The organism is Streptococcus sp. GMD5S, assembly GCF_000298715.2.
Lineage (GTDB): Bacteria > Bacillota > Bacilli > Lactobacillales > Streptococcaceae > Streptococcus.
The window spans coordinates 260,710-283,126 of sequence record NZ_AJRG02000001.1 but is presented as its reverse complement, the minus strand read 5'-3'; the positions used below and the strand labels follow the sequence as shown (position 1 = coordinate 283,126).

The 22,417-nt window shown below is 41.5% G+C and carries 22 protein-coding genes; 14 read left to right on the top strand and 8 right to left on the bottom strand.

The features are described from left to right. The 3 genes from GMD5S_RS0201320 to dltD all read left to right on the top strand — a co-directional run bounded on the left by GMD5S_RS0201320 (position 1) and on the right by dltD (position 3,226). On the top strand, positions 1 to 693 hold the full coding sequence (locus tag GMD5S_RS0201320; RefSeq protein ID WP_000137507.1) for a methionine ABC transporter permease: 693 nt from the start codon (positions 1 to 3) through the stop codon (positions 691 to 693). A 158-nt stretch (positions 694 to 851) separates the two neighbouring features. After that, positions 852 to 2,006, top strand: a complete 1,155-nt coding sequence (dltB, locus tag GMD5S_RS0201315; RefSeq protein ID WP_001105738.1) for a D-alanyl-lipoteichoic acid biosynthesis protein DltB — start codon at positions 852 to 854, stop codon at positions 2,004 to 2,006. Between the two features lie 47 nt (positions 2,007 to 2,053). Next, the gene (dltD, locus tag GMD5S_RS0201310; protein ID WP_000593511.1) at positions 2,054 to 3,226 is read left to right on the top strand and encodes a D-alanyl-lipoteichoic acid biosynthesis protein DltD; all 1,173 of its coding nucleotides are present in this window, start codon (positions 2,054 to 2,056) and stop codon (positions 3,224 to 3,226) included. Between the two features lie 174 nt (positions 3,227 to 3,400). Here the strand turns inward: dltD and GMD5S_RS0201305 are convergent, their stop codons facing one another. Next, positions 3,401 to 3,970, bottom strand: coding sequence for an MptD family putative ECF transporter S component (locus GMD5S_RS0201305; protein WP_000739505.1), 570 nt, complete (start codon positions 3,968 to 3,970; stop codon positions 3,401 to 3,403). A gap of 133 nt (positions 3,971 to 4,103) precedes the next feature. Between GMD5S_RS0201305 and GMD5S_RS0201300 the strand changes: the two genes are divergently transcribed. The 5 genes from GMD5S_RS0201300 (at position 4,104) to nrdI (ending at position 8,803) form a co-directional block, all read left to right on the top strand. After that, the gene (locus GMD5S_RS0201300) at positions 4,104 to 4,718 is read left to right on the top strand and encodes a YesL family protein (protein ID WP_000514460.1); all 615 of its coding nucleotides are present in this window, start codon (positions 4,104 to 4,106) and stop codon (positions 4,716 to 4,718) included. Then, the gene (locus GMD5S_RS0201295) at positions 4,696 to 6,366 is read left to right on the top strand and encodes a sensor histidine kinase (RefSeq protein WP_000800570.1); all 1,671 of its coding nucleotides are present in this window, start codon (positions 4,696 to 4,698) and stop codon (positions 6,364 to 6,366) included. Before GMD5S_RS0201300 ends, GMD5S_RS0201295 begins: the two co-directional genes overlap by 23 nt. An 11-nt stretch (positions 6,367 to 6,377) precedes the next feature. Continuing rightward, the gene (locus tag GMD5S_RS0201290) at positions 6,378 to 7,664 is read left to right on the top strand and encodes a response regulator transcription factor (protein WP_000278907.1); all 1,287 of its coding nucleotides are present in this window, start codon (positions 6,378 to 6,380) and stop codon (positions 7,662 to 7,664) included. A 58-nt stretch (positions 7,665 to 7,722) separates the two neighbouring features. Beyond that, on the top strand, positions 7,723 to 8,256 hold the full coding sequence (locus GMD5S_RS0201285; RefSeq protein WP_000740038.1) for an ABC transporter permease: 534 nt from the start codon (positions 7,723 to 7,725) through the stop codon (positions 8,254 to 8,256). A 76-nt stretch (positions 8,257 to 8,332) separates the two neighbouring features. Continuing rightward, positions 8,333 to 8,803: a class Ib ribonucleoside-diphosphate reductase assembly flavoprotein NrdI gene (gene nrdI / locus GMD5S_RS0201280; RefSeq protein WP_000724244.1), complete on the top strand. Its 471-nt coding sequence runs from the start codon at positions 8,333 to 8,335 to the stop codon at positions 8,801 to 8,803. A gap of 80 nt (positions 8,804 to 8,883) precedes the next feature. Here nrdI and GMD5S_RS0201275 read toward each other — a convergent pair whose 3' ends face one another. The 3 genes from GMD5S_RS0201275 to argS form a co-directional block, all read right to left on the bottom strand. Continuing rightward, entirely contained in the window at positions 8,884 to 10,146 is a 1,263-nt protein-coding gene (locus tag GMD5S_RS0201275) for an NRAMP family divalent metal transporter (protein WP_000084708.1), read from the bottom strand. A gap of 197 nt (positions 10,147 to 10,343) precedes the next feature. Continuing rightward, on the bottom strand, positions 10,344 to 10,589 hold the full coding sequence (locus GMD5S_RS0201270; RefSeq protein WP_000084865.1) for a hypothetical protein: 246 nt from the start codon (positions 10,587 to 10,589) through the stop codon (positions 10,344 to 10,346). 258 nt (positions 10,590 to 10,847) lie between these two features. After that, entirely contained in the window at positions 10,848 to 12,539 is a 1,692-nt protein-coding gene (gene argS, locus GMD5S_RS0201265; RefSeq protein ID WP_001092716.1) for an arginine--tRNA ligase, read from the bottom strand. Positions 12,540 to 12,693: 154 nt separating this feature from the next. Here argS and argR point away from each other — a divergent pair, with 154 nt between their 5' ends. Both argR and mutS read left to right on the top strand, forming a co-directional pair. After that, positions 12,694 to 13,140: an arginine repressor gene (gene argR, locus GMD5S_RS0201260; protein ID WP_001231483.1), complete on the top strand. Its 447-nt coding sequence runs from the start codon at positions 12,694 to 12,696 to the stop codon at positions 13,138 to 13,140. 50 nt (positions 13,141 to 13,190) lie between these two features. Further along, a complete protein-coding gene (mutS, locus tag GMD5S_RS0201255; RefSeq protein ID WP_000179923.1) occupies positions 13,191 to 15,725 on the top strand; it encodes a DNA mismatch repair protein MutS in 2,535 nt (844 codons plus the stop codon). Between the two features lie 40 nt (positions 15,726 to 15,765). On the opposite strand, the gene GMD5S_RS0201250 is transcribed toward mutS, so the two are convergent. Beyond that, positions 15,766 to 16,224 (bottom strand): DUF3021 domain-containing protein, encoded by a 459-nt coding sequence (locus GMD5S_RS0201250; RefSeq protein WP_000743970.1) that lies wholly within the window; start codon positions 16,222 to 16,224, stop codon positions 15,766 to 15,768. After that, positions 16,221 to 16,661, bottom strand: a complete 441-nt coding sequence (locus GMD5S_RS0201245; protein ID WP_000861944.1) for a LytTR family DNA-binding domain-containing protein — start codon at positions 16,659 to 16,661, stop codon at positions 16,221 to 16,223. The genes GMD5S_RS0201250 and GMD5S_RS0201245 overlap by 4 nt, the downstream gene beginning before the upstream one ends. A 208-nt stretch (positions 16,662 to 16,869) precedes the next feature. On the opposite strand from GMD5S_RS0201245, the gene mutL reads away from it, so the two are divergent. Then, positions 16,870 to 18,819, top strand: a complete 1,950-nt coding sequence (mutL, locus tag GMD5S_RS0201240) for a DNA mismatch repair endonuclease MutL (RefSeq protein ID WP_000018196.1) — start codon at positions 16,870 to 16,872, stop codon at positions 18,817 to 18,819. A gap of 141 nt (positions 18,820 to 18,960) precedes the next feature. Here mutL and GMD5S_RS0201235 read toward each other — a convergent pair whose 3' ends face one another. Next, positions 18,961 to 19,467 carry a helix-turn-helix domain-containing protein gene (locus tag GMD5S_RS0201235; RefSeq protein ID WP_008277272.1) on the bottom strand — a complete coding sequence of 169 codons (507 nt, stop codon included), beginning with the start codon at positions 19,465 to 19,467 and terminating at the stop codon, positions 18,961 to 18,963. A 172-nt stretch (positions 19,468 to 19,639) separates the two neighbouring features. Here GMD5S_RS0201235 and GMD5S_RS0201230 point away from each other — a divergent pair, with 172 nt between their 5' ends. Genes GMD5S_RS0201230 through GMD5S_RS0201220 form a run of 3 tightly spaced genes read left to right on the top strand, consistent with a single transcriptional unit; the run spans position 19,640 to position 22,054 of the window. Next, positions 19,640 to 20,872 (top strand): MFS transporter, encoded by a 1,233-nt coding sequence (locus GMD5S_RS0201230; RefSeq protein ID WP_000657467.1) that lies wholly within the window; start codon positions 19,640 to 19,642, stop codon positions 20,870 to 20,872. Positions 20,873 to 20,884: 12 nt separating this feature from the next. Continuing rightward, positions 20,885 to 21,478 carry a Holliday junction branch migration protein RuvA gene (gene ruvA / locus GMD5S_RS0201225; RefSeq protein ID WP_000273410.1) on the top strand — a complete coding sequence of 198 codons (594 nt, stop codon included), beginning with the start codon at positions 20,885 to 20,887 and terminating at the stop codon, positions 21,476 to 21,478. Positions 21,479 to 21,487: 9 nt separating this feature from the next. After that, a complete protein-coding gene (locus tag GMD5S_RS0201220) occupies positions 21,488 to 22,054 on the top strand; it encodes a DNA-3-methyladenine glycosylase I (protein ID WP_000166572.1) in 567 nt (188 codons plus the stop codon). Positions 22,055 to 22,133: 79 nt separating this feature from the next. Here the strand turns inward: GMD5S_RS0201220 and GMD5S_RS0201215 are convergent, their stop codons facing one another. Next, positions 22,134 to 22,397, bottom strand: a complete 264-nt coding sequence (locus tag GMD5S_RS0201215; protein WP_000166112.1) for a SemiSWEET family transporter — start codon at positions 22,395 to 22,397, stop codon at positions 22,134 to 22,136. Positions 22,398 to 22,417 lie beyond the last annotated feature (20 nt).

Sequence of the window (22,417 nt, the reverse complement as noted above, 5' to 3'; positions counted from 1 at the left end):
ATGACAGAGTTGATTCAAACTTATCTACCAAATGTCTATAAGATGGGCTGGGCTGGTCAGGCAGGCTGGGGAACAGCCATCTACCTAACTCTTTATATGACAGTTCTTTCTTTCATCATCGGAGGGTTCTTGGGGTTGGTAGCAGGTCTTTTCCTCGTCTTGACAGCGCCAGGCGGTGTCTTGGAAAATAAGGTTATCTTCTGGATTTTAGACAAGATTACCTCTATTTTCCGCGCGGTACCATTTATCATCCTCTTGGCAATCATGTCGCCACTCTCTCACTTGATTGTTAAAACAAGTATCGGGCCAAATGCAGCTCTTGTGCCGCTTTCATTTGCAGTCTTTGCCTTCTTTGCCCGTCAAGTACAGGTGGTCTTGGCTGAACTGGATGGTGGTGTCATCGAGGCAGCTCAAGCTAGCGGAGCTACTTTCTGGGACATCGTAGGTGTTTACCTATCAGAAGGTCTACCAGACTTGATCCGTGTGACAACTGTAACCTTGATTTCCCTTGTCGGTGAAACAGCTATGGCGGGAGCGGTTGGAGCTGGTGGTATCGGTAACGTAGCCATTGCCTATGGATTCAACCGCTACAATCACGATGTGACCATCTTGGCGACTATCATTATCATTTTGATTATCTTTACGATCCAGTTCTTGGGAGATTTCTTGACCAAGAAATTAAGTCATAAATAATGGGAGGAGTTCAACGGGACTCCTTTTTGTTTTCTCACCGAACTGCAAGAAGGATAAAGCTTCTTTTTAGAAATATGCTATAATAAATAAAGGTCCCCAATTAGCAAGTCAGAAACTTTGCTGTAGAAGGGATGATAATGTAAAGGAGTTTGGCTGGTATGAATTATTTCGAGGGGAATGAGTTTTTCCTTCTCTTATTTGTAGTTTTACTGATTGGTTTTGTGGTAAACTTTTTTGAAAAACGTAAAGACTACTATATTTTGGCGCTCTCCCTCTTATTTGCAGGAGCTATCTATGGTAAGAGCCGAGCGATGATTGTCTATTTACTCGCCTTTATCGTTTACCAGTATTTTCTGGTTTTTCTAGCACAGCGGATAGAGGCAAAGTGGCTGAAACCACTGGTTTTCCTTTCCATTCTTCCTTTGGTGATCAATAAAGTCTTTGCCCTGACTTCTCTGCATTTGTTGGCCTTTATTGGAATTTCTTACATGTCCTTTAAGACCATTCAGATCATGCTAGAAATATCGGATGGCTTGATCAAAGAAAAAATCACTGTAAAAGATTATTTACAGTTTTTGCTCTTTTTCCCAACAGTTAGTGCTGGTCCGATTGATCGGAGTAGGAGATTTTTAAAAGAGATAAACGAGGTCATGCCCCGAAAAGAGTATCTAGAGTTAGCAGGGGACGGTGTGTATCGTATCGTTCTAGGCCTTCTTTACAAGATTGTTTTATCAACCTATGTTTACCAGATGTTACTCGCTCTAAATAATACTGGCACAGTCGTTTACTCAATCAAGTATATGTACCTCTATACCTTGTATCTGTTCTTTGACTTTGCAGGCTATAGTCTAATGGCCGTTGGAAGTAGTAATATTCTAGGTATTCAGACACCGATGAACTTTAACAAACCTTTCTTGAGTGTCGATATCAAAGATTTCTGGACCAGATGGCATATCACCTTGTCGACCTGGTTGAGAGATTTTGTATTTTCAAGAGTATTGATGCAAGTTATCAGGAAAAAATGGTTTAAAAATAGACTACACAATGCAACCTATGCCTATATGGTCAATATGTTGGTCATGGGTTTTTGGCATGGTCTTAGTGTTAGTTACATTGTCTATGGTTTTTATCATGGTGTCTTGATGGCTGGATTTGAAGTGTATCAAAAGAAAAGCAATTTTTATAAGAAAAATAAAAACAAAAACTGGTATAAGCTACTAAGTTGGTTTGTGACCATGAATTTGGTTATGATTGGTTTCTTTATCTTTTCAGGTGAACCCTATAAAATCTTACTGACGATTTTAAAGAGATAAGAGATTGAAAAGAAATCGGCTAGATCGAAGGGATAGGATAAAACGAGATGATTAAATTAAAAGCATTTTTACTATCGCTTGTGCTCGTAATTGCGACGCTTGCCCTTTTAAATGTGACGTATGTCAAGAAGATTGATGATTATTATAAAGTCAAGGATAACAGTATTCGTTATAGCACCTCGTATGAAAAGTATAAAAGTAGAGATATTCTAACAAGCAATATCACCCCCAATACACTGGTTCTAATGGGTTCCTCAGAGTTGGTTGCGACGATAAATGAAGACTATCATCCAAATAAAATTTTTAACTACAACGATTTTAATATCATGCAGATTGGGACCAGTTATTCTCAAAATATTATTCAGGCTACGACCTTGGGCTCTATTGAAGAATCAATGAGTAAGCGAAAAGTAGCTATAGTAGAGTCTGTTCAGTGGTTTGAAAAAGATGGGACCCATCAAGATGCCTTTTTGAACAAGGCTTCTCAGGAACATATTTTTCACATGCTAGATAATGACAAGATTAGTAAAGAAACGAAAGAAAAACTAATCAATCGCATTATCGAGATTACCAAAGGAAACAAGCAACAAAACGACATCTACAAAAAATATAAAAGTTATTTCATAGATGGAAAAGGAACCATTGTTGATAAAAAACTATTAGAGTTAGATAACGCGATGTATTCCTTTAAGCTCAAACGAAAATTTTATGAAAATCATGAGAAATCAGATTATCCTTCACTAGGAGACAAAACCCCAGACTATGATTGGGAAAAGATGACGGCTCAGTTTGTGGAAGAGGTCAAAAGGAAAACAGACAATAATGACTATGCTGTTGATAATAACTACTACAATACTTACTTAAAAGATCGCTATGCATCACTGAAAGATTCTAATAAAGATTTGAGCTATCTGGAGTCACCAGAGTATTCTGATATGGAACTCTTTTTGACAGTTGCCAAAGAATTGGGAATTGAAGTTGAGGTTATTATTTTCCCAGTAAACGGGAAATGGAATGACTACACTGGTGTCTCAAGAGAGATGCGAGAAAAAACTTATAAAAAAATAGAAGATGTCGCAAAAAGCCATGGTGCAACCGTATTAAACTATGGAAACAGAGAGTATGATGATTACTTTTTATTTGACGTGATGCACGTTGGAGTGAAAGGATGGATGGAAGTTGAAAAAGAACTTTACAAATTTGCAAACCAAGCTAACTAACACTCATCGATTAATCTTGTGGACACTTTTTTTCTATACGGTTATCTTGAGCATCGTGATTTACTGTTTTGTGACCGATTTTTCGAATATTCAAGAATTTATCTATAGTGAATTCTAAGATTGTATACAAAAAGGCCCTGGAACTAGGCATAGCTAGTCTTCAGGGCTTTTATCTTATAGTTTATCAGCTATTTTTTGACTTAGAAATTGCCCAACCAAAGCCCCAATCAAGGCACCTACGAGGATGCTCGAAACAAAGAGAAGGATTTTGTCCAACTCTGGAGCGACCATGATACGGTCAATGTATTCTTGGGATTTCCCACGTGCAAGTAAGGTGGCCACGTAAGCTTTGGGACGGATCCACATGAGGAAGATAGGGCCACTTGTGCTAAAAGCAAAGACGAGGAAGGAGAGGGTGTTTTTGATTCGATCTCTGTAGTTTCCGAGACGAGCGATGGCATCTGCTGCAAGACCACAGGCGAGTCCTGGGAGAAAGGCACCAGCGCCATGCTTGCTAGCTAGGAAGAAAAGTGCCATAAAAAGTCCTAGAGTGGTGATAGCGCCAAAACGAGGGACCTTCGTCAAAAGAAGCATGTAGACACTGCCACCGACAAGGGCAGAAAAGGCCGGCGCGTAGAACATATTGCCTGTTTGATCGACCAGGTGTCCTAGGAAGACTCCAATCCCTAGACAGAGGAAATAAAGGACGGCGGCCAAGAGGGTGGTTAAGATATTTTTCTTCATGAGAATCTCCTTGATGCGAATTAACAAAACCAATTGTATCACGCTTTTTGAGGATTGTAAATGGGAGTTCTAAATTTTTGAAAACGCTTGAAATATGATATAATAGTTACATCGTTAGTTTAAGGAGAGTAGCATGGGAAAGTTTCTAGAATTCGTCTTTAATCGTATCTTTTTGGGAATGATTGCGACGGCTTATTTCTGGCTATTAACACTAGCAGGAGGAGTGGTCTTTGGTTTGGCACCAGCTAGTGCCACCCTGATGAGTTTGTATGCGGAGCATGGTTATACCTATCGAGCCTACCATTTGAAGGAAGCTTGGGAATTGTATAAGAGCAATTTTGTCAAGAGTAATCTGGCTTTCTATAGTTTTGTGTTTGTGGATCTTGTCCTAGTTTATGGTTTATACCTTCTAGTTCAATTGCCCCACCAGACGATTTTCCACCTCTTGGCGACCTTTCTCAATGTCCTTGTAGTTGCCCTTGTCTTTCTAGCCTATACTGTGTCCTTGAAACTTCAGGTGTACTTTGATTTATCCTACCAAAATACCTTGAAACTATCCCTTATTGGGATTTTTATGAGCCTACCTGCGATTGCCAAGGTTTTACTCGGGTCCGCTCTCCTTGTAGGAGTTGGTTATTATATGCCTGCCTTGCTCTTTTTTGTAGGAATTGGAATGTGGCATTTCTTTATCAGTGATATGTTGGAACCTATTTATGAAAGTATCCATGAAAAATTGGCGACAAAATAGAATGAAGCAGTTCTGGCTTCACTCTCTTTTACGGATTTATAGTTTGGTTATGATCGTGGTCATTGCCAGTTTTGCGATTATGTTATCGTATGCTGACTGGGATTCACGTGAGAAAGAGGCCCAACGGGTTGCAGAACGTGTGACCACTCGGACAGTGAGTGAAGTGGAATACTATCACAGAGAGTCAACCCAACTTGCTCAGTCTTTGGTTGAAAATCAGGCCCGCATCGAAGGGATTTACAAGTATTTCAGTCTCAGCACACCAGACTATTTCTATTGGCAATTAGAGCGTAAAACTTCGCCTTATATATCGGTTTCCCTGTATGAAAATATTGATGACCTCTATGTTCGGAATGATTTTGTGACTGGAGTGGCTATTGTTCTTCAGGACTACAAGGAAGTGTATGTTTCGACTAGAGAAAAACGCAGTGGAGAGAAAATTCCTGCAGAGGATTTTAAGCCAACAGCCAATAGTTTTGCCATTCCTGTTTCCGATCCTGTGTCTGACAAGGATTTAGGAGTGATCTATATCTCCCTATCCCCGGATGTTTTACATGGCGCTATTGACAATACTCGGGGTCATATCCCAATGGCTGTAACAGTAACTTCGCCTTTTGAGACCGAGATGTTCCATATTGGGGAGAAGGTCTCAGTCGAGCGAGAAAACTGGTTTGTGGGTGTCACCTCTCATGGTTATCAGGTTCGAGTCGCTGTTCCTAAAAATTTTGTTCTTACAGGAACTTTGACGAGTTCAGCTGTCATTATTGGGCTAAGTATTCTCTTTATCATTATTTTGTACGTGACCCTTAGACAGACTTTTTCAAATTACCAAAAGCAGGTCGTAGACCTAGTTGATTCGATCGAGGTGATTGCTCAAGGAGAAGAAGGCCTTCGAATCGATACCTCTGAAAAAGACCAAGAGTTGCTTCTCATTGCAGAAACAACCAATGATATGTTGGATCGCCTGGAAAAAAATATCCATGATATCTATCAGCTAGAGCTCAGTCAAAAAGATGCCAATATGCGAGCCCTGCAGGCTCAAATCAATCCTCACTTTATGTACAATACTCTGGAGTTTTTACGGATGTATGCCGTCATGCAAAGTCAGGATGAACTGGCAGATATTATCTATGAATTTAGTAGCTTGTTACGCAACAATATCTCTGACGAGCGGGAAACGACCTTGAAGCAGGAGTTGGAATTTTGCCGAAAATATAGCTATCTCTGCATGGTGCGTTATCCTAAATCCATTGCCTATGGTTTCAAGATTGCACCAGAATTGGAAGAAATGAGGATTCCAAAATTTACACTCCAACCATTGGTAGAAAACTACTTTGCCCATGGTGTTGACCATCGCAGAACGGATAATGTCATCAGTATCAAAGCCTTGAAGGGCCAAGGCTTCGTTGAAATCCTAGTGGAAGACAATGGTCGAGGAATGCCCGCTGAGAAACTAGCTAGCTTGCAAGAAAAATTAGCTCAACGAAGTTTTGAACACGAGGCAAGCTATAGTGGGGAGCGGCAATCAATTGGAATAGTAAATGTACACGAACGCTTTGTTCTCTACTTTGGGGATCGCTACCAAATCAGTGTAGAGTCAGCTGAGCAAGAAGGTGTTCGTTACCATATCACTATCCAGGATGAATAGAAAGGGTAGAAATGTATAAAGTTTTATTAGTAGACGATGAGTACATGGTGACAGAGGGGCTCAAGCGATTAATCCCCTTTGAAAAATGGGATATGCAAGTCGTCGCAACAGCTAATCACGCAGATGATGCTTTGGACTATATTAAGAAAAATCCAGTAGATGTGGTCATTTCCGATGTCAACATGCCAGATAAGACCGGACTTGAGATGATTAGGGAAATGAAAGAGCTACTTCCAGATACCTATTATATCTTGCTGTCTGGTTATCAGGAGTTTGAGTACGTTAAAAAAGCCATGAACCTTAGTGTCGTGGATTATCTGGTCAAGCCAGTAGACAAGGTGGAGTTGGGCAATTTATTAGAAAAAATTGCGCAGCAGCTTCAGGAAAAGGTGGAACAAAGTCAGACCCTCAGTCAAGAATTGGATGAGACAGGATTTACGAACTACCTGTCAGGTAAAGACAGCTGGTGGATTGGTCTATCCAAGGAAAAGCAGGGTTCTTTTACCATTCCTTACTATGTTTTGGGGCAAGACTGGCAGATTTTCATCTCTGATCAACCGCTCGATGGCATCGTCGTGACACCATTTGAAGCACCCTACCAGCAGTCCTTTGAGAATTGGAAGATCAACGCTGAAAAAGCCCTCTTCTACGGTTCTGTCAATCTAGAAAAATCCGAGAGTTTGTTTGCTTATTACGAGCCGATTTATCGGGTGATTATCCAAGGGAATATCAATCAAATCATCGAAGAATTAACCCTGCTAGAGAAGGTTGTTTTGAAGAATACCCCGCGCGTGGCCATCACAAAGCAGCTCTTTACTCAGTTTGTCATGGATGTCTTTCATTTATTTGAACACCTAAAAGCAGATGATATGACCGAGATTGTCAAAGCTATCCATGCCATTAACACCTTTGAAGAATTGGTTGCCTACATCAAAGAAACCTTGACCAAGTTCTTTGGCCAGTACCGCATGAATGAAAATGTGGTGAGTGTTCTGGAAGTGATTGGGCGTGATTATCAGAAAGAGCTCTCACTTAAGGATATTAGCAAGGAACTCTTTATCAATCCTGTCTATCTCGGTCAGCTGATCAAGAGGGAAACCAACTCAACCTTTGCGGAATTGCTCAATAAACAGCGAATAAAAGCAGCGCAGCAACTCTTACTTTCGACCAGTGATAGCATCGAAGATATTTGCTATGCAGTTGGCTATAGTAATGTTGGATATTTCTATAAGGTTTTCCGTAAATTGTGCGGAAAATCACCGAAAGCTTATCGGAAACAAGTTGAAACTAGCTTGTAAAAGTTGTATTCCTGTACAAAAAATGCTATAATGTTCAAAATATCTTTTGGAGGAAAACATGAAAAAGAATCCTATTTATCTTTGGGTTTTGTTAGTCTTATCAGCCCTCATTTCATCTATGTCATTATTTGGAATCTTGAGTCCATTGCCAAGTAAAGATGTGCTTCGTGCTAGCCTGGCGAATAGCGGGACGCTTACTGCTCAGCAATTAGAAGACACAGTCAACTATACTTACCAAGTAACAGCGTCATCGCACTCTATTTTTAATACGTTGTTGATTGTTTTATCTGCAATTCTAGTTGTAGTAGCCTTTGTATTTCTAGTACGTAAAAATGTGCAATTCGCAAACTATGCTTATATTGGCTATGTTCTACTAGCGATTGTTGGTTTGGTTTATAGCTATATGAATGTTCAAGATGCGGTTCAATTAATCAAAGATTCTACCCTCGGCCTAGGAATGGGAGCATTTGCACAAGGAACGAATATTTTGTTCATCATTATCAATGTTCTCTTTTTAGCCTTAGTCTTTTACAAGATGTGGCGCCAACAAAAAGATTTGGCCGAAGAAGTCGAAGCAGAAGAAGTTGCCTAAGTATTGACAAAAAAGAACTATCAAGTTACAATCTTGTTAGTTCTTTTTAAATCGTAAACAAAAAATCGAGGTCAACATGAAAAAAATATCCCTAGTGTATATCAGTCTGAGTGGGAATACAGAGAGTTTTGTAACCCGACTCAAGGACTATCTCTTGTCTCAGTATGAGGGAATTGAGGTCCAAAAAATCCATATCAAGGATTTGGTCAAGGAAGGCCAAGAATTCTTTGAAATGGAACATCCCTATGTCGCTTTCTTGCCGACCTATCTGGAAGGTGGAAATGGTGTCGATAACGGCGATGTTGAGATTCTAACGACTCCAGTGGGGGATTTTATCGCTTATGGAGACAATGCTAGTAAGTGTTTTGGGGTAGTGGGTTCCGGTAACCGCAATTTTAACAATCAATACTGCCTAACAGCCAAGCAGTACAGCCAGCGTTTTGGTTTCCCCGTTCTAGCAGATTTTGAAATGAGAGGCATGCTGGGAGATATTAAAAAAGTCGCAGCAATCATTGCAGACTTGTATGAGTTAGAGACAGAAAAATAAAGTAGTACTGAGGGGCAGTTGAGATTTTCAACTGCTTTTGAGTATGCAAAAAGCACCCTGTCAGGGTGCCATTTTATAAACTATCCTGCTTTTCCGATGGCAAGTGCATAGATAAAGAAAATAGCAAAGCCAAAGAGGAAAATCAATCCTGCGATAGCGAGGAGTTTTAGCCAAGAAGGAAGATTTTTATTCTCACGTGTCACCAATACATAGTTCAAAAGAGCGAAGAATGGTGTTGTCAGGAAAGAACCGATCATGGCAAAGCGAAGCATGGTTGAAACTTGTCCAGCAAAGAATTTAATAATTACGATACCAATGATAGCGGTAATGGTCATCCAGATGTTCAAAGATTTGCGAGTATCCTCTTTTTGACGAATCAAGAGTCGTAGCGATTCCTGATTGACACGAGAGTAACCATCGATAACGGTGATGACTGTTCCAAAGATACAAAGAAAGGCGATAAAGGTAATCAAATAACGGGACCATTCTCCAAGAACAGAGGCATACATACCCACAAATTGAGAAATGTACTTGGCTGAAGCGGCTTCAACTGCCTGTCCTGTAGGATATTGAATAAGTGCTCCAAGTGCCACGAAGAATACAGCTAGAATAGCAGTTCCAATGTAACCAACGTTAAAGTCGAAAAGAGCGTCCGCTGTATTAAAGTTGACGGTCTTTTTCTTTTCAGCAGACCAGAGTGAATTGATGGCTGAAATTTCAATAGGGGCAGGCATCCATCCTAAGAGGGAAACGATAAAAGGGAGGGCCGCCATTTGCCAAGGTGTCTTTTCGACAAAATCAGAGCTGTATTCTGGATGCTTAATTGCTGCAATGATAACTGCAAGAACTGTTGCAATGGTCAAAGCAGACATGATCCATTTTGCCATACCATCCAATAGTTTATAGCCACCAAAGAGTAGCATGGCCCAAATGACTGCAACAAGGATAACGGACCATTGAGTGATGCTAAGACCAATCATTGGAAAAGCGCTAGCGATGATGGCTGAGCAAAGGATAGCGACTCCAGCTGTATTGACCATAGCAGAGAAGACATTGAGGACAAAGAAAATCCAGAGATAGAGTTTCCCTTTTTCGGCATAGCCTTCGACCAAGGTTTTACCAGTTTCGGCAGTATATTCGGCACCAAAACGGAAAAATGGATATTTAAAAACATTGGCCAAGATAACCAAGAGGAGTAATGACCACCCATAAGAACCACCAGCTTGAGTAGAGGATACGATATGAGAACCTCCAACGGCAGCAGAAGCCATTAGGATTCCTGGTCCCATTGCCTTTAGTTTGCTTGCCCAGGTTGACTGGTTTGATAACGTAACTTGTGACATAATAAACGCTCCTATTTTTGAATTTTCAGAATAATCTGAATAGATAGCTACTATTCTACAAAAAACTTAAAGGAAATGCAAGAATATTTTGAAAAGATATAGAAAATTACAGAAAACTTTACATGCATTAATGAAATTTCTCCAAGGAGAATATGGTAAGCCTAAAAAATCCGAGAAGAAAGCTTCTCGGATTTTGATTATTTCAATTGATCTGTGACGTCTTTTGAGAGCAACATTCCCAGATGGTAAGTTTTATTGATATGTGCAATGACATCATTGATATTTTCAGTCGTGTGAATTTTCTCTTTGATGTCAGACCTAAATGTCTCGTCCTTCAAGAGTTGCTCTTGGTAGAGTCTTTGAAGTCTTTCCTTCTCGTACTTATTGAGCAGAAAAAGGAAAACCAAGCTAAGTACAACGAGGATATAAGCATATTGGCTCATAAGGAATCTCCCAGTGTGATAAAGAAATAGTAAAAGTGAATAAATTATTTCATTGAACAGCTGCAAGGCCGAACAAAATATAAATGTTATTTTGCTCAATCGTTCGGATTGCTTTCAAGTAATTTAAAAGATTACGACATGAGCCTAACCAAATCGATATTATTTGGTTAGGTGAATTAGTGAAGCGCCTAGCCAAAGTCCGAATAGGATTTGGCGTTAGTTACTTAGATTGCTCCGCAATCAAGTAACTTTGGCGATTTACATCTTCTCCGGCGCTTCTACTCCGAGCAAACGAAGGGCTTCTTTGAGGACGACTGCGGTTGCGTAGCTGAGGGCCAGACGACTGTCGCGCTCAGGACTTTCATCTAGGATACGTGTATGTGCATAGTACTTGTTAAAAGCTTGAGCCAAACTAATCGCAAATTTCGCAATGATAGAAGGTTCAAAGTTATCTGCTGCACGATTGATAATACGTGGAAAGTCTTGGAGTAGTTTAATGATTTCCCAGCTTTCAGCATCATTCAGGCTATAGTTGCTAGCTGTATCTGGTTTGAAATCGGCTTTGCGCAAGATAGATTGGATACGAGCGTAGGCGTATTGAACGTAAGGTCCAGTTTCTCCTTCAAAGGATACCATAGCTTCAAGGTCGAAGTCATATCCATTTGTACGGTCGGTCTTAAGATCATAGAACTTGATAGCCCCAACTCCAACAGCGTGGGCAACCTGGTCTTTATTTTCTAACTCAGGATTTTTCGCTTCGATTTGGGCTTTGGCACGACTAACAGCCTCAGCGATAGTCGGTTCTAGCAAGATGACATTTCCTTTACGAGTAGAGAGTTTTTTCCCTTCTTTTGTTACCAATCCAAACGGAACATGGACAATGTCTTGGCTCCAATCGTAGCCCATCTCTTGTAGTACTGCCTTGAGTTGTTTGAAGTGGGCAGATTGCTCTTGACCAACAACATAGATGGATTTTGCAAATTGGTATTCGTTTTTACGGTAGAGGGCTGCAGCCAAGTCTCGTGTGATATAGAGAGTTGCACCATCAGATTTCTTGATAAGAGCTGGATGTTCAATTCCATATTTCTCAAGATTGACAACTTGGGCTCCCTCTGACTCAACAAGAAGTCCTTTTTCAGCGAGAATATCTACAACAGCATCCATCTTATCGTTGTAGAAGGCTTCTCCGTTGTAGCTGTCAAATTTGACTTGCAATTCATTGTAAAGGCGGTTGAATTCCACTAAACTTTCATCACGGAACCATTGCCAGAGAGCGAGGGCTTCCTCATCTCCATTTTCCAGTTTGCGGAACCATTCGCGTGCTTCTTCATCCAAGCTAGGGTCTTTTTCAGCTTCAGCATTGATGCGAACGTAGAGTTTAAGAAGTTCATCGATTGGATGTGCTTTAACGGCTTCCTCATTTCCCCATTTCTTGTAGGCAACGATCAACATTCCAAACTGTTTGCCCCAGTCTCCTAGGTGGTTGACCTTGACCGTTTGATAACCGATTTTTTGGAAAATATGTGATAAGCTATCTCCGATAACTGTTGAACGCAAGTGCCCAATAGAGAATGGTTTTGCGATATTGGGACTAGACATATCGATAACGACATTTTCTTGCTTGCCAATGGTTTGGTCAGCATAGTGATCTTTTTCAGTGATAACATCCTGTAATACCTGAGCCGAAATAGCACTTTTATCAAGGAAAAAGTTGACGTAAGGTCCAGTAGCGACAACCTTTTCAAAGGCTTGACTATTGATTTTTTCAGCAATATCTGCTGCGATCATTTGCGGAGCTTTACGCTCGACCTTTGCTAGAGAAAAGGCAGGGAAGGCGATGTCTCCCATTTCTGAGTTTTTAGGTGTTTCCAGTAAATTTAAAATAGCCTCTTGGTCCAGGCTATCAATGACGCTAGCTAACTCGCTAGCAATCAATTCTTTTGTATTCATAAGGGCTCCTTTTGGGCTTTTTTACTATTTTAACACAATTTACTACATTTTTTGAGAAAGAAAAGAATTTTTTTGAATTATCTAGTTTTTTTGGTATAATGTAGTTATAAAATAAATGTAAAACTTGTTATAAATATTCACTTAAGAGGATAATATGAGAAAAAGAGAACGGCATCAGTTGATTAAAAAGATGATCACCGAAGAAAAACTTGGGACACAAAAAGAGATTCAAGATCGTTTAGAAGCTCGTAATGTTTATGTGACACAAACGACTTTGTCACGTGATTTGCGTGAAATCGGCTTGACCAAGGTTAAGAAAAATGATATGGTGTATTATGTACTAGCAAATGAGACAGATAAGATTGATTTAGTTGAGTTTTTGTCTCATCATTTAGAAGGAGTTGCAAGAGCTGAGTTCACCTTGGTACTTCATACCAAACTTGGGGAAGCTGCAGTCTTAGCAAACATTGTAGATGCAAACAAGGATGAATGGATTTTAGGAACGGTTGCTGGTGCTAATACCTTATTGGTTATTTGTCGAGACCAGCACGTTGCCAAGCTGATGGAAGATCGTTTGCTAGATTTGATGAAAGATAAATAAGGTCTTGGGAGGTGCTCTCAAGACTTATTTTTAGCAAGGAGAGACGGAAAATGGCAACAGAAAAGCTATCACCCGGCATGCAACAGTATGTGGATATTAAGAAACAATACCCAGATGCTTTTTTGCTTTTTCGAATGGGTGATTTTTACGAGTTGTTCTATGAAGATGCAATTAATGCAGCACAGATTTTAGAAATTTCCTTAACGAGTCGGAATAAAAATGCAGAAAATCCGATACCTATGGCGGGCGTCCCCTATCATTCTGCCCAGCAGTATATCGATGTTCTGATTGAGCAGGGCTATAAGGTAGCCATAGCCGAGCAGATGGAAGATCCTAAACAAGCAGTTGGTGTTGTCAAGCGAGAGGTGGTCCAGGTCATCACACCTGGTACAGTAGTCGATAGCAGTAAGCCCGATAGTCAGAATAATTTCTTGGTTGCCTTAGATCGTGATGGCAATCAGTTTGGTCTGGCTTATATGGATTTGGTGACGGGTGATTTCTATGTGACAGGTTTATTGGATTTTACGTTGGTTTGTGGGGAAATTCGCAACCTCAAGGCTCGAGAAGTGGTGCTGGGTTATGACTTGTCTGAGGAAGAAGAACAAATCCTCAGCCGTCAGATGAATCTGGTGCTTTCTTATGAGAAGGAAGGCTTTGAGGATATTCATTTACTAGATTCACGTTTGGCAGCTGTGGAGCAAGCGGCAGCTAGTAAGCTGCTCCAGTATGTTCACCGGACCCAGATGCGAGAATTGAACCATCTCAAACCAGTTATCCGCTATGAAATCAAAGATTTCTTACAGATGGACTATGCGACCAAGGCTAGTCTGGATTTGGTTGAGAATGCCCGTTCAGGCAAGAAGCAAGGCAGTCTTTTCTGGCTTTTGGATGAAACCAAAACGGCTATGGGAATGCGTCTCTTGCGTTCTTGGATCCATCGTCCTTTGATTGATAAGGAGCGAATCGTCCAACGTCAAGAGGTGGTGCAGGTCTTTCTTGACCACTTCTTTGAGCGCAGCGATTTAACGGATAGTCTCAAGGGTGTTTATGATATCGAACGTTTGGCTAGTCGGGTTTCTTTTGGCAATACCAATCCCAAGGATCTCTTGCAATTGGCGACCACTTTATCCAGTGTGCCACGGATTCGTGCGATTTTAGAAGGAATGGAGCAACCTGCCCTAGCCTATCTTATCGAACAGTTAGATGCCATCCCTGAGTTGGAGAGCTTGATTAGTGCTGCCATTGCTCCTGAAGCTCCTCACGTGATTACGGAAGGTGGCATTATCCGTACGGGATTTGATGAGACCTTAGACAAGTACCGTCGTGTGCTCAGAGAAGGGACTAGCTGGATTGCTGAGATTGAGGCTAAGGAGAGAGAAAACTCTGGCATCAGTACGCTCAAGATCGACTACAATAAAAAAGATGGTTACTATTTCCATGTGACTAATTCGCAACTGGGAAATGTTCCAGCCCACTTTTTCCGCAAGGCAACACTGAAAAACTCGGAACGCTTTGGGACAGAGGAGTTAGCCCGTATCGAGGGAGATATGCTGGAGGCGCGTGAGAAGTCAGCCAACCTAGAATATGAAATCTTTATGCGTATCCGTGAGGAAGTCAGCAAGTACATCCAGCGTTTGCAGGCTTTAGCCCAAGGAATTGCGACGGTTGATGTCTTGCAAAGTCTCGCAGTTGTGGCTGAAACCCAGCATTTGATCCGACCTGAGTTTGGAGACGATTCACAAATAGATATCCAAAAAGGGCGCCATGCTGTCGTCGAAAAGGTCATGGGAGCTCAGACCTATATTCCAAACAGTATCCAGATGGCAGAAGATACGAGTATTCAGCTAATTACAGGGCCCAACATGAGTGGGAAGTCAACATACATGCGCCAGTTAGCCATGACTGCGGTTATGGCCCAGCTGGGTTCTTATGTGCCGGCAGAAAGTGCCTACTTGCCGATTTTTGATGCTATCTTTACTCGTATCGGAGCGGCAGATGACTTGGTTTCAGGCCAATCAACCTTTATGGTGGAGATGATGGAGGCCAACAATGCCATTTCGCATGCGACCAAGGATTCCTTGATTCTCTTTGATGAATTGGGACGCGGAACTGCAACTTATGACGGAATGGCTCTGGCCCAATCCATCATCGAATACATCCATGAACATATCGGAGCCAAAACTCTCTTTGCGACCCACTACCATGAGTTGACCAGTCTGGAGTCCAGCTTGGAACACTTGGTCAATGTCCACGTGGCAACCTTAGAACAGGATGGACAGGTCACCTTCCTTCACAAGATCGAACCAGGACCAGCTGACAAATCCTATGGTATCCACGTTGCTAAGATTGCTGGCTTGCCAGCAGAACTTTTAGCAAGGGCGGATAAGATATTGACTCAACTGGAGAATCAAGGGACGGAAAGTCCTGCTCCCATGAGACAAACAAGCGCTGTTACTGAACAGATGTCACTCTTTGACGCGCCTGCAGAGCATCCTATCCTAGCAGAATTAGCTAAACTGGATGTATACAATATGACACCGATGCAGGCTATGAATGTCTTGGTCGAGCTCAAACAAAAGTTATAAAAAAATCCCACTCACATTTTTGTGAGTGGGATTTTCTCTATTACTTTTTATGGGCCAAGAGTTGATTGATGTGGTCTACTTTTTTAGCTTCTCTTTTATAGAGAATAGTCCAGATGATGAGGTAGACAATCGCAAACTCTGGAATAAGCTGGAGATAGAAGGTCCAGTGGAAGGGGAACCAACCAGCCAGAGTTGCTAGTGGAACAAAGCCAGCCAGCATGAGGAAGAAATGGGAAAGTGTGGCACGGAGCAAGCTCCAGTCACGGCTGAATAAACGACTGCCAAAGCTAAAGAGAACACCGATAGCTGACCAGATGACCATACAGTAGAGCAAGACTAGAGCACCGTGAACCTGATGTTGAGCCATCGCTTGGCCGATAAGAGACTCGGGGCTTAGTGGGGCATAGGTATTTGGTGCATAAATGAGTGAAAAGAGGATAGAGAGGATGAGGCCGATAAGTACACCAGCGGCTGCATCGTGAAAGATTTGTTTTTTCATAGTTCTAATTTCTCCTTGATGGTTTTTAGGTAACGGCGTGAAGAGTAGGTGAAGCTTTCATTTTTTAAGAAAATTTCAACCAGACCGTTGGGCGTGAGCTTGAGATGAGAGATGGAGTCGATATTGACGATTTCTGATTGGGAAATTTGGATAAATGTGGTCGGCAGAATGTCAAGAACTTGATAGAGACGCAAATCAATAGTGTAGGTATGAGATGCAGTTTCTGCAAGAACCTTGCGATTCTCGATATAGAAGCGTTGAATCTTGCTAATCTTAACTAGATAGACCTGGTCATCAATCTTTCCTTTGATTGTTTCTTTTTGGTCAAGATTTTCTGCGAACTCGATGACTTTCTGGACTTTTTCGGTCGGCTGAGGAGTTTGGACAATCAGCTTTTCCTCCTCATAAGTCTCCTTAATCTGTAGTTCTACTTTCATAAATTTCCCTCCTTACATTTCATACAAAATTGTGATCACTTCCTGTACACCTTTATTAAACACTATTTTACGACCCATGGCAAGAGCTTTTGTCTATGTGGAGAGATTTGGAGTCTATGTGGTATTTGCTTTTTCTGGTAACATCTGAAATATGGTATAATAGCACTAATCAATTTCTAGGAAAATAGATACAGAAAGGGGCTGAAAGATGTCTCATATTATTGAATTGCCAGAAGTGTTGGCAAACCAGATCGCGGCAGGAGAGGTCATTGAACGTCCTGCCAGTGTGGTCAAAGAGTTGGTAGAAAATGCCATTGATGCGGGTTCTAGCCAGATTATCATTGAGATTGAGGAAGCTGGTCTTAAGAAGATTCAAATCACAGATAATGGCCATGGAATTGCCCACGATGAGGTTGAGTTGGCCTTGCGTCGACATGCGACCAGTAAGATAAAAAATCAAGCAGACCTCTTTCGGATTCGGACGCTTGGTTTTCGTGGTGAAGCCCTGCCCTCTATCGCTTCTGTCAGTGTCTTGACTCTGTTGACGGCGGTGGATGGTGCGAGTCATGGGACCAAGCTCGTTGCGCGTGGGGGAGAAGTTGAGGAAGTCATCCCAGCGACTAGTCCTGTGGGGACCAAAGTTTGTGTTGAGGACCTCTTTTTCAATACACCTGCCCGTCTCAAGTATATGAAGAGCCAGCAAGCGGAGTTGTCTCATATCATTGATATTGTTAACCGTCTGGGATTGGCTCATCCTGAGATTTCTTTTAGTTTGATCAGTGATGGCAAGGAAATGACACGGACAGCAGGAACTGGTCAACTGCGACAAGCCATCGCAGGAATTTATGGTTTGGCGAGTGCAAAGAAGATGATTGAAATTGAGAACTCTGATCTAGATTTCGAAATTTCAGGTTTTGTTTCATTGCCTGAATTGACACGAGCAAATCGTAACTATATCAGCCTCTTCATCAATGGCCGTTATATCAAGAACTTTCTACTCAACCGTGCTATTCTTGACGGTTATGGAAGCAAGCTCATGGTAGGGCGTTTTCCACTGGCTGTCATTCACATCCATATCGATCCTTATCTGGCTGATGTCAATGTTCATCCAACCAAGCAAGAGGTGCGGATTTCTAAGGAAAGAGAGCTGATGGCACTTGTCTCAGAAGCTATCGCAAAGAGTCTTAAGGAACAGACCTTGATACCTGATGCTTTAGAAAATCTTGCCAAGTCGACCGTGCGTAATCGTCAAAAGGTAGAGCAGACCATTCTCCCACTCAAAGAAAATACGCTTTACTATGAACAAACAGAAGTAACAAGACCGACTCAAGTTGAGGTTTCAGACCATCAAGTAGGCTTGACTGAAGAAAGACAGGATTTAACCCTGTTTGCCAAGGAAACCTTGGACCAGTTGACCAAGCCTGCAAAACTGCATTTTGCAGAGAGAAAGCCAGCTAGCTATGACCAACTAGACCATCCAGAGTTGGACCTTGCTAGTCTCGATAAAGCCTATGATAAGCTGGAGCGAGAAGAATCATCAAGCTTTCCAGAATTGGAATTTTTCGGACAGATGCACGGGACTTATCTCTTTGCCCAGGGGCGAGATGGACTCTATATCATTGACCAGCATGCAGCTCAGGAGCGGGTTAAGTACGAGGAATACCGTGAAAGCATCGGCAATGTTGACCAGAGTCAGCAGCAACTCTTAGTGCCCTACATCTTTGAATTTCCTGCGGATGATGCCCTTCGTCTTAGAGAAAGAATGCCTCTCCTAGAGGAAGTAGGTGTTTTTCTAGCAGAGTATGGAGAAAATCAATTTATCCTGCGTGAACATCCTATTTGGATGGCCGAAGAGGAAATCGAATCTGGTATCTATGAGATGTGCGATATGCTCCTCTTAACTAAAGAAGTTTCGATCAAGAAATACCGAGCAGAGCTGGCTATCATGATGTCCTGCAAGCGGTCGATCAAGGCCAATCACCGTATCGATGACCATTCAGCCAGACAGCTCCTTTATCAGCTTTCTCAATGTGATAACCCCTACAACTGTCCACACGGACGTCCCGTTTTGGTGCATTTTACCAAGTCAGATATGGAAAAAATGTTCCGACGCATTCAGGAAAATCATACGAGTCTTCGTGAGTTGGGGAAATATTAAGAACACAAAAAGCCTTTGTTCCTTTTGAACAAGGCTTTTTAGTTTTTCTAAGGTGGGAACTTGATTGGACATGGGCAACTTGACACGATATTTACACTTGCTTGACAAGACCAGTTCTATAAAAATGTTGTGAAAACTGAATTAGGTGATTCCAGGCTTTGTAGAATCGTCGTTGTCTGAAGGAGTCTCAAGACCAATGACCTTATCAAGATAACGTTGTTTGGTTTTGAGAACCTTATTGATAGCGACAGCAGAAGCGATTAAGAGAACGAAGGTTAGCCAGATCCAAGCGGTGAATTCAGCTGGAAAACTAGAACCGGCTAAAAAGAGATAGATAGCCAGAGCCAATACAAAAATATAAATCACCTGCCAAAGACCAAAGGATTTAACCTTTTTATAGTAGTTGTCTTTGTCTTCCTCCAAAATCACTGCTGTGGAAACTTTTTCAATGCTTTCATCCAGTAGTAGATAGTCAGTTGTCACTTGAAAAATCTTGCTTATTTCAATGATTTTTTCGATTTCAGGAAGGACTTGTCCAGACTCCCATTTGGAGATGCTTTGCCGAGAAACATTGATTTGTTCTGCTAGCTTTTCTTGGGACCAACCTTTTTCCTTTCGGAGTTCAAATAGTTTTTCTGCGAGTTTCATCATTCTATCCTCCTTTTTCTACTTCTATCCTAACAATTTTTACTTATAAAGAGAATACAATCTCCTGTACAATTTGTCAACCACCGGTTGCACTTGTGTTTGCAGTTTTCAGCAAAAAAATATGATATACTAGGTAAGAAAAAGCGAAGAAATTATGAAAAAGGAATGAAAGATGAAAGAATTTTTTGCCCTCCCCAAGCAAATTCAAATGCGGGAATGGATGAGCTTTGTAGCACGGATTTTAGAGAGTGCCATTACTCCTTTTATGGCCATGTACTATGTTCAATATTTTGGAGCCTTTTGGGCGGGGTTATTGATGATCACAACCAAACTCATTGGTTTTTTAGCTGGGCTGTATGGTGGACATTTGGCGGATCTTTGGGGACGTAAGAAAGTCATTGACTGGGGAAACTTTGGTCTTGCGAGTGGCTACTTTCTTGTGCTGCTGGCAAATATGCCTAATCATATTTTTCCCTTTTTGACTTTTGTCGGAATGTTGCTGGCAGAGACCGCAGGAACTTTCTCTTGGCCGGCTATTGATGCGATGATTATTGATTTGACCGACGAGCAAAATCGCCGTTTCGTTTATACGATTAGTTATTGGTTTGTCAATGTATCCGTTATGTTAGGAGCAGGGCTTGCAGGTTTCTTTTACGACCACCATTTTTTTGAGTTGCTTCTGGTTTTGACGGTAATTAGCTTCTTGAATTTTTTCCTCGCTTGGAAATATTTTTCAGAAAGTAAGCCAGCTAATCTGGTCTTTGAGCATGGTAGCAGTCCTTTGGCAACTGTGAAAAATTATGCTTCTGTTTTTCAGGACAAAATTTTCCTACTTTATACGTTAGGGACTGTATTTAATGGTGTTATCTGGTTGCAAATTGACAATTATATACCCGTTCATTTGAAAGAGTCATTCATCGCGAGTAGTATTTTCGGTATTCATATTTCAGGAGCTAAGATGCTCAGTATCATGGTCTTTATCAATACCCTGATTATTGTTTGCTTCATAACGACTGCCAATCGTTTGACCAAGGAAATGAAGCTCATACCGCAGTTTTTATTGGGAAGTATTATCTTTGACTTGGGTATGCTTTTCACCATTGTCTTCAGGAGTTTCTGGGCTCTGTTTTTGCTAGCCATTCTCTATACTATGGGGGAACTCATCTGCATGCCGCCAAGCCAAGTTTTGCGGGCGGAAATGATGAATGAGAATAAGCTCGGAACCTACTCAGGTTTCCTTAATATGGCGCAGCCTTTAGCGTCTATTTTAGCGGGGGCGATGATTTCTATCAGCGCTGCAACAGGTGCTGTAGGTGTTTGGCTCGTTTTTATTGTGTGTGCAGTACTTGGGTTGCTTCTTATCATCAGAGCAGCGCATTTACAAGGAATTGCAAATCAATTATAGAAAGTGAAAATTATGTACGAATATCTAAAAGGAATCATTACCAAAATCACTGCTAAATACATCGTCCTAGAAGCTAACGGTATCGGCTATATCCTGCATGTGGCCAATCCTTATGCCTATTCAGGTCAGGTGAATCAAGAAACTCAGATTTATGTGCACCAAGTTGTCCGTGAGGATGCCCATCTGCTTTACGGCTTTCGTTCAGAAGACGAGAAGAAGCTCTTTCTCAGCTTGATTTCGGTCTCAGGGATTGGTCCTGTGTCAGCTCTTGCTATTATCGCTGCCGATGACAATGCTGGCTTGGTTCAGGCGATCGAGACTAAGAACATCACCTACTTGACCAAGTTCCCTAAAATTGGCAAGAAAACAGCCCAACAGATGGTGCTGGACTTGGAAGGCAAGGTAGTCGTGGCTAGTGATGACCTTCCTGCCAAGGTGGCAGTGCAAACCAGCGCTGAAAACCAAGAACTGGAAGAAGCTATGGAAGCCATGTTGGCACTGGGCTACAAGGCGACTGAACTTAAGAAAATCAAGAAATTCTTTGAAGGAACGACAGACACAGCTGAGAACTATATCAAGTCGGCCCTTAAGATGTTGGTAAAATAGGAGATTTTTATGACAAAACGCTGTGGTTGGGTTAAAATGAACAACCCATTATATGTGGCCTATCATGATGAAGAGTGGGGCCAACCCCTTCATGATGACCGTGCTCTTTTTGAGTTGCTTTGTTTGGAAACTTACCAGTCGGGTCTATCTTGGGAAACGGTACTAAACAAACGCCAAGGATTCCGAGAAGCATTTCATGGCTATCAAATTCAAGAGGTCGCGGAAATGACAGATGGGGAGTTGGAAGCCATGTTAGAGAATCCAGCCATCATTCGAAATCGAGCCAAGATTTTTGCGACGCGTGCCAACGCCCAAGCATTTTTACAAGTCCAGAAAACCTTTGGCTCTTTTGACGCTTATCTCTGGTCCTTTGTTGAGGGAAAAACGATCGTGAATGATGTTCCTGACTATCACCTAGCACCTGCTAAAACAGCCTTGTCTGAAAAGTTATCTCAAGATCTCAAAAAACGAGGCTTCAAGTTCACAGGTCCAGTCGCAGTTTTAGCTTTTCTACAAGCGGCAGGTCTGATTGACGACCACGAAAATGATTGTGAGTGGAAAAGCGGAAATAAGTGAGTGCAGGCGTCTAATTATCTGAGAATATAGAAAAAGCTGAGATGAGTTTCTCAGCTTTTTGATTATATGCTAGTAATTTTTATAGTGCAGTGAGAAATGTCAGTCCACCTAAGACAACGCCGGCTGAGTTTGGAATAATTAGTATCCAATCCTTCTTAGGTTCTTTTGTCCATCCGTAAATAACCCAAATTAAACAAGATACTGCTGCGGATAAAGGCTGAAATGGTTGAGCCTTGTTGCCTTGTAAATTGGCAAAAATTTGTGGGATGTAGGCGATAAATACAATAATCCCGATAAAGGCCCCGATTGAACCGACAATTTGATTTATTTTTTGTTTAGTCATATACACCTCCTTTAAAAAGA

Coding starts and splice junctions, on each gene's coding strand:
- GMD5S_RS0201320 (WP_000137507.1), top strand. CDS start 1: ATGACAGAGTTGATTCAAACTTATCTACCAAATGTCTATAAGATGGGC.
- dltB (WP_001105738.1), top strand. CDS start 852: ATGAATTATTTCGAGGGGAATGAGTTTTTCCTTCTCTTATTTGTAGTT.
- dltD (WP_000593511.1), top strand. CDS start 2,054: ATGATTAAATTAAAAGCATTTTTACTATCGCTTGTGCTCGTAATTGCG.
- GMD5S_RS0201305 (WP_000739505.1), bottom strand. CDS start 3,970: ATGAAGAAAAATATCTTAACCACCCTCTTGGCCGCCGTCCTTTATTTC.
- GMD5S_RS0201300 (WP_000514460.1), top strand. CDS start 4,104: ATGGGAAAGTTTCTAGAATTCGTCTTTAATCGTATCTTTTTGGGAATG.
- GMD5S_RS0201295 (WP_000800570.1), top strand. CDS start 4,696: ATGAAAAATTGGCGACAAAATAGAATGAAGCAGTTCTGGCTTCACTCT.
- GMD5S_RS0201290 (WP_000278907.1), top strand. CDS start 6,378: ATGTATAAAGTTTTATTAGTAGACGATGAGTACATGGTGACAGAGGGG.
- GMD5S_RS0201285 (WP_000740038.1), top strand. CDS start 7,723: ATGAAAAAGAATCCTATTTATCTTTGGGTTTTGTTAGTCTTATCAGCC.
- nrdI (WP_000724244.1), top strand. CDS start 8,333: ATGAAAAAAATATCCCTAGTGTATATCAGTCTGAGTGGGAATACAGAG.
- GMD5S_RS0201275 (WP_000084708.1), bottom strand. CDS start 10,146: ATGTCACAAGTTACGTTATCAAACCAGTCAACCTGGGCAAGCAAACTA.
- GMD5S_RS0201270 (WP_000084865.1), bottom strand. CDS start 10,589: ATGAGCCAATATGCTTATATCCTCGTTGTACTTAGCTTGGTTTTCCTT.
- argS (WP_001092716.1), bottom strand. CDS start 12,539: ATGAATACAAAAGAATTGATTGCTAGCGAGTTAGCTAGCGTCATTGAT.
- argR (WP_001231483.1), top strand. CDS start 12,694: ATGAGAAAAAGAGAACGGCATCAGTTGATTAAAAAGATGATCACCGAA.
- mutS (WP_000179923.1), top strand. CDS start 13,191: ATGGCAACAGAAAAGCTATCACCCGGCATGCAACAGTATGTGGATATT.
- GMD5S_RS0201250 (WP_000743970.1), bottom strand. CDS start 16,224: ATGAAAAAACAAATCTTTCACGATGCAGCCGCTGGTGTACTTATCGGC.
- GMD5S_RS0201245 (WP_000861944.1), bottom strand. CDS start 16,661: ATGAAAGTAGAACTACAGATTAAGGAGACTTATGAGGAGGAAAAGCTG.
- mutL (WP_000018196.1), top strand. CDS start 16,870: ATGTCTCATATTATTGAATTGCCAGAAGTGTTGGCAAACCAGATCGCG.
- GMD5S_RS0201235 (WP_008277272.1), bottom strand. CDS start 19,467: ATGAAACTCGCAGAAAAACTATTTGAACTCCGAAAGGAAAAAGGTTGG.
- GMD5S_RS0201230 (WP_000657467.1), top strand. CDS start 19,640: ATGAAAGAATTTTTTGCCCTCCCCAAGCAAATTCAAATGCGGGAATGG.
- ruvA (WP_000273410.1), top strand. CDS start 20,885: ATGTACGAATATCTAAAAGGAATCATTACCAAAATCACTGCTAAATAC.
- GMD5S_RS0201220 (WP_000166572.1), top strand. CDS start 21,488: ATGACAAAACGCTGTGGTTGGGTTAAAATGAACAACCCATTATATGTG.
- GMD5S_RS0201215 (WP_000166112.1), bottom strand. CDS start 22,397: ATGACTAAACAAAAAATAAATCAAATTGTCGGTTCAATCGGGGCCTTT.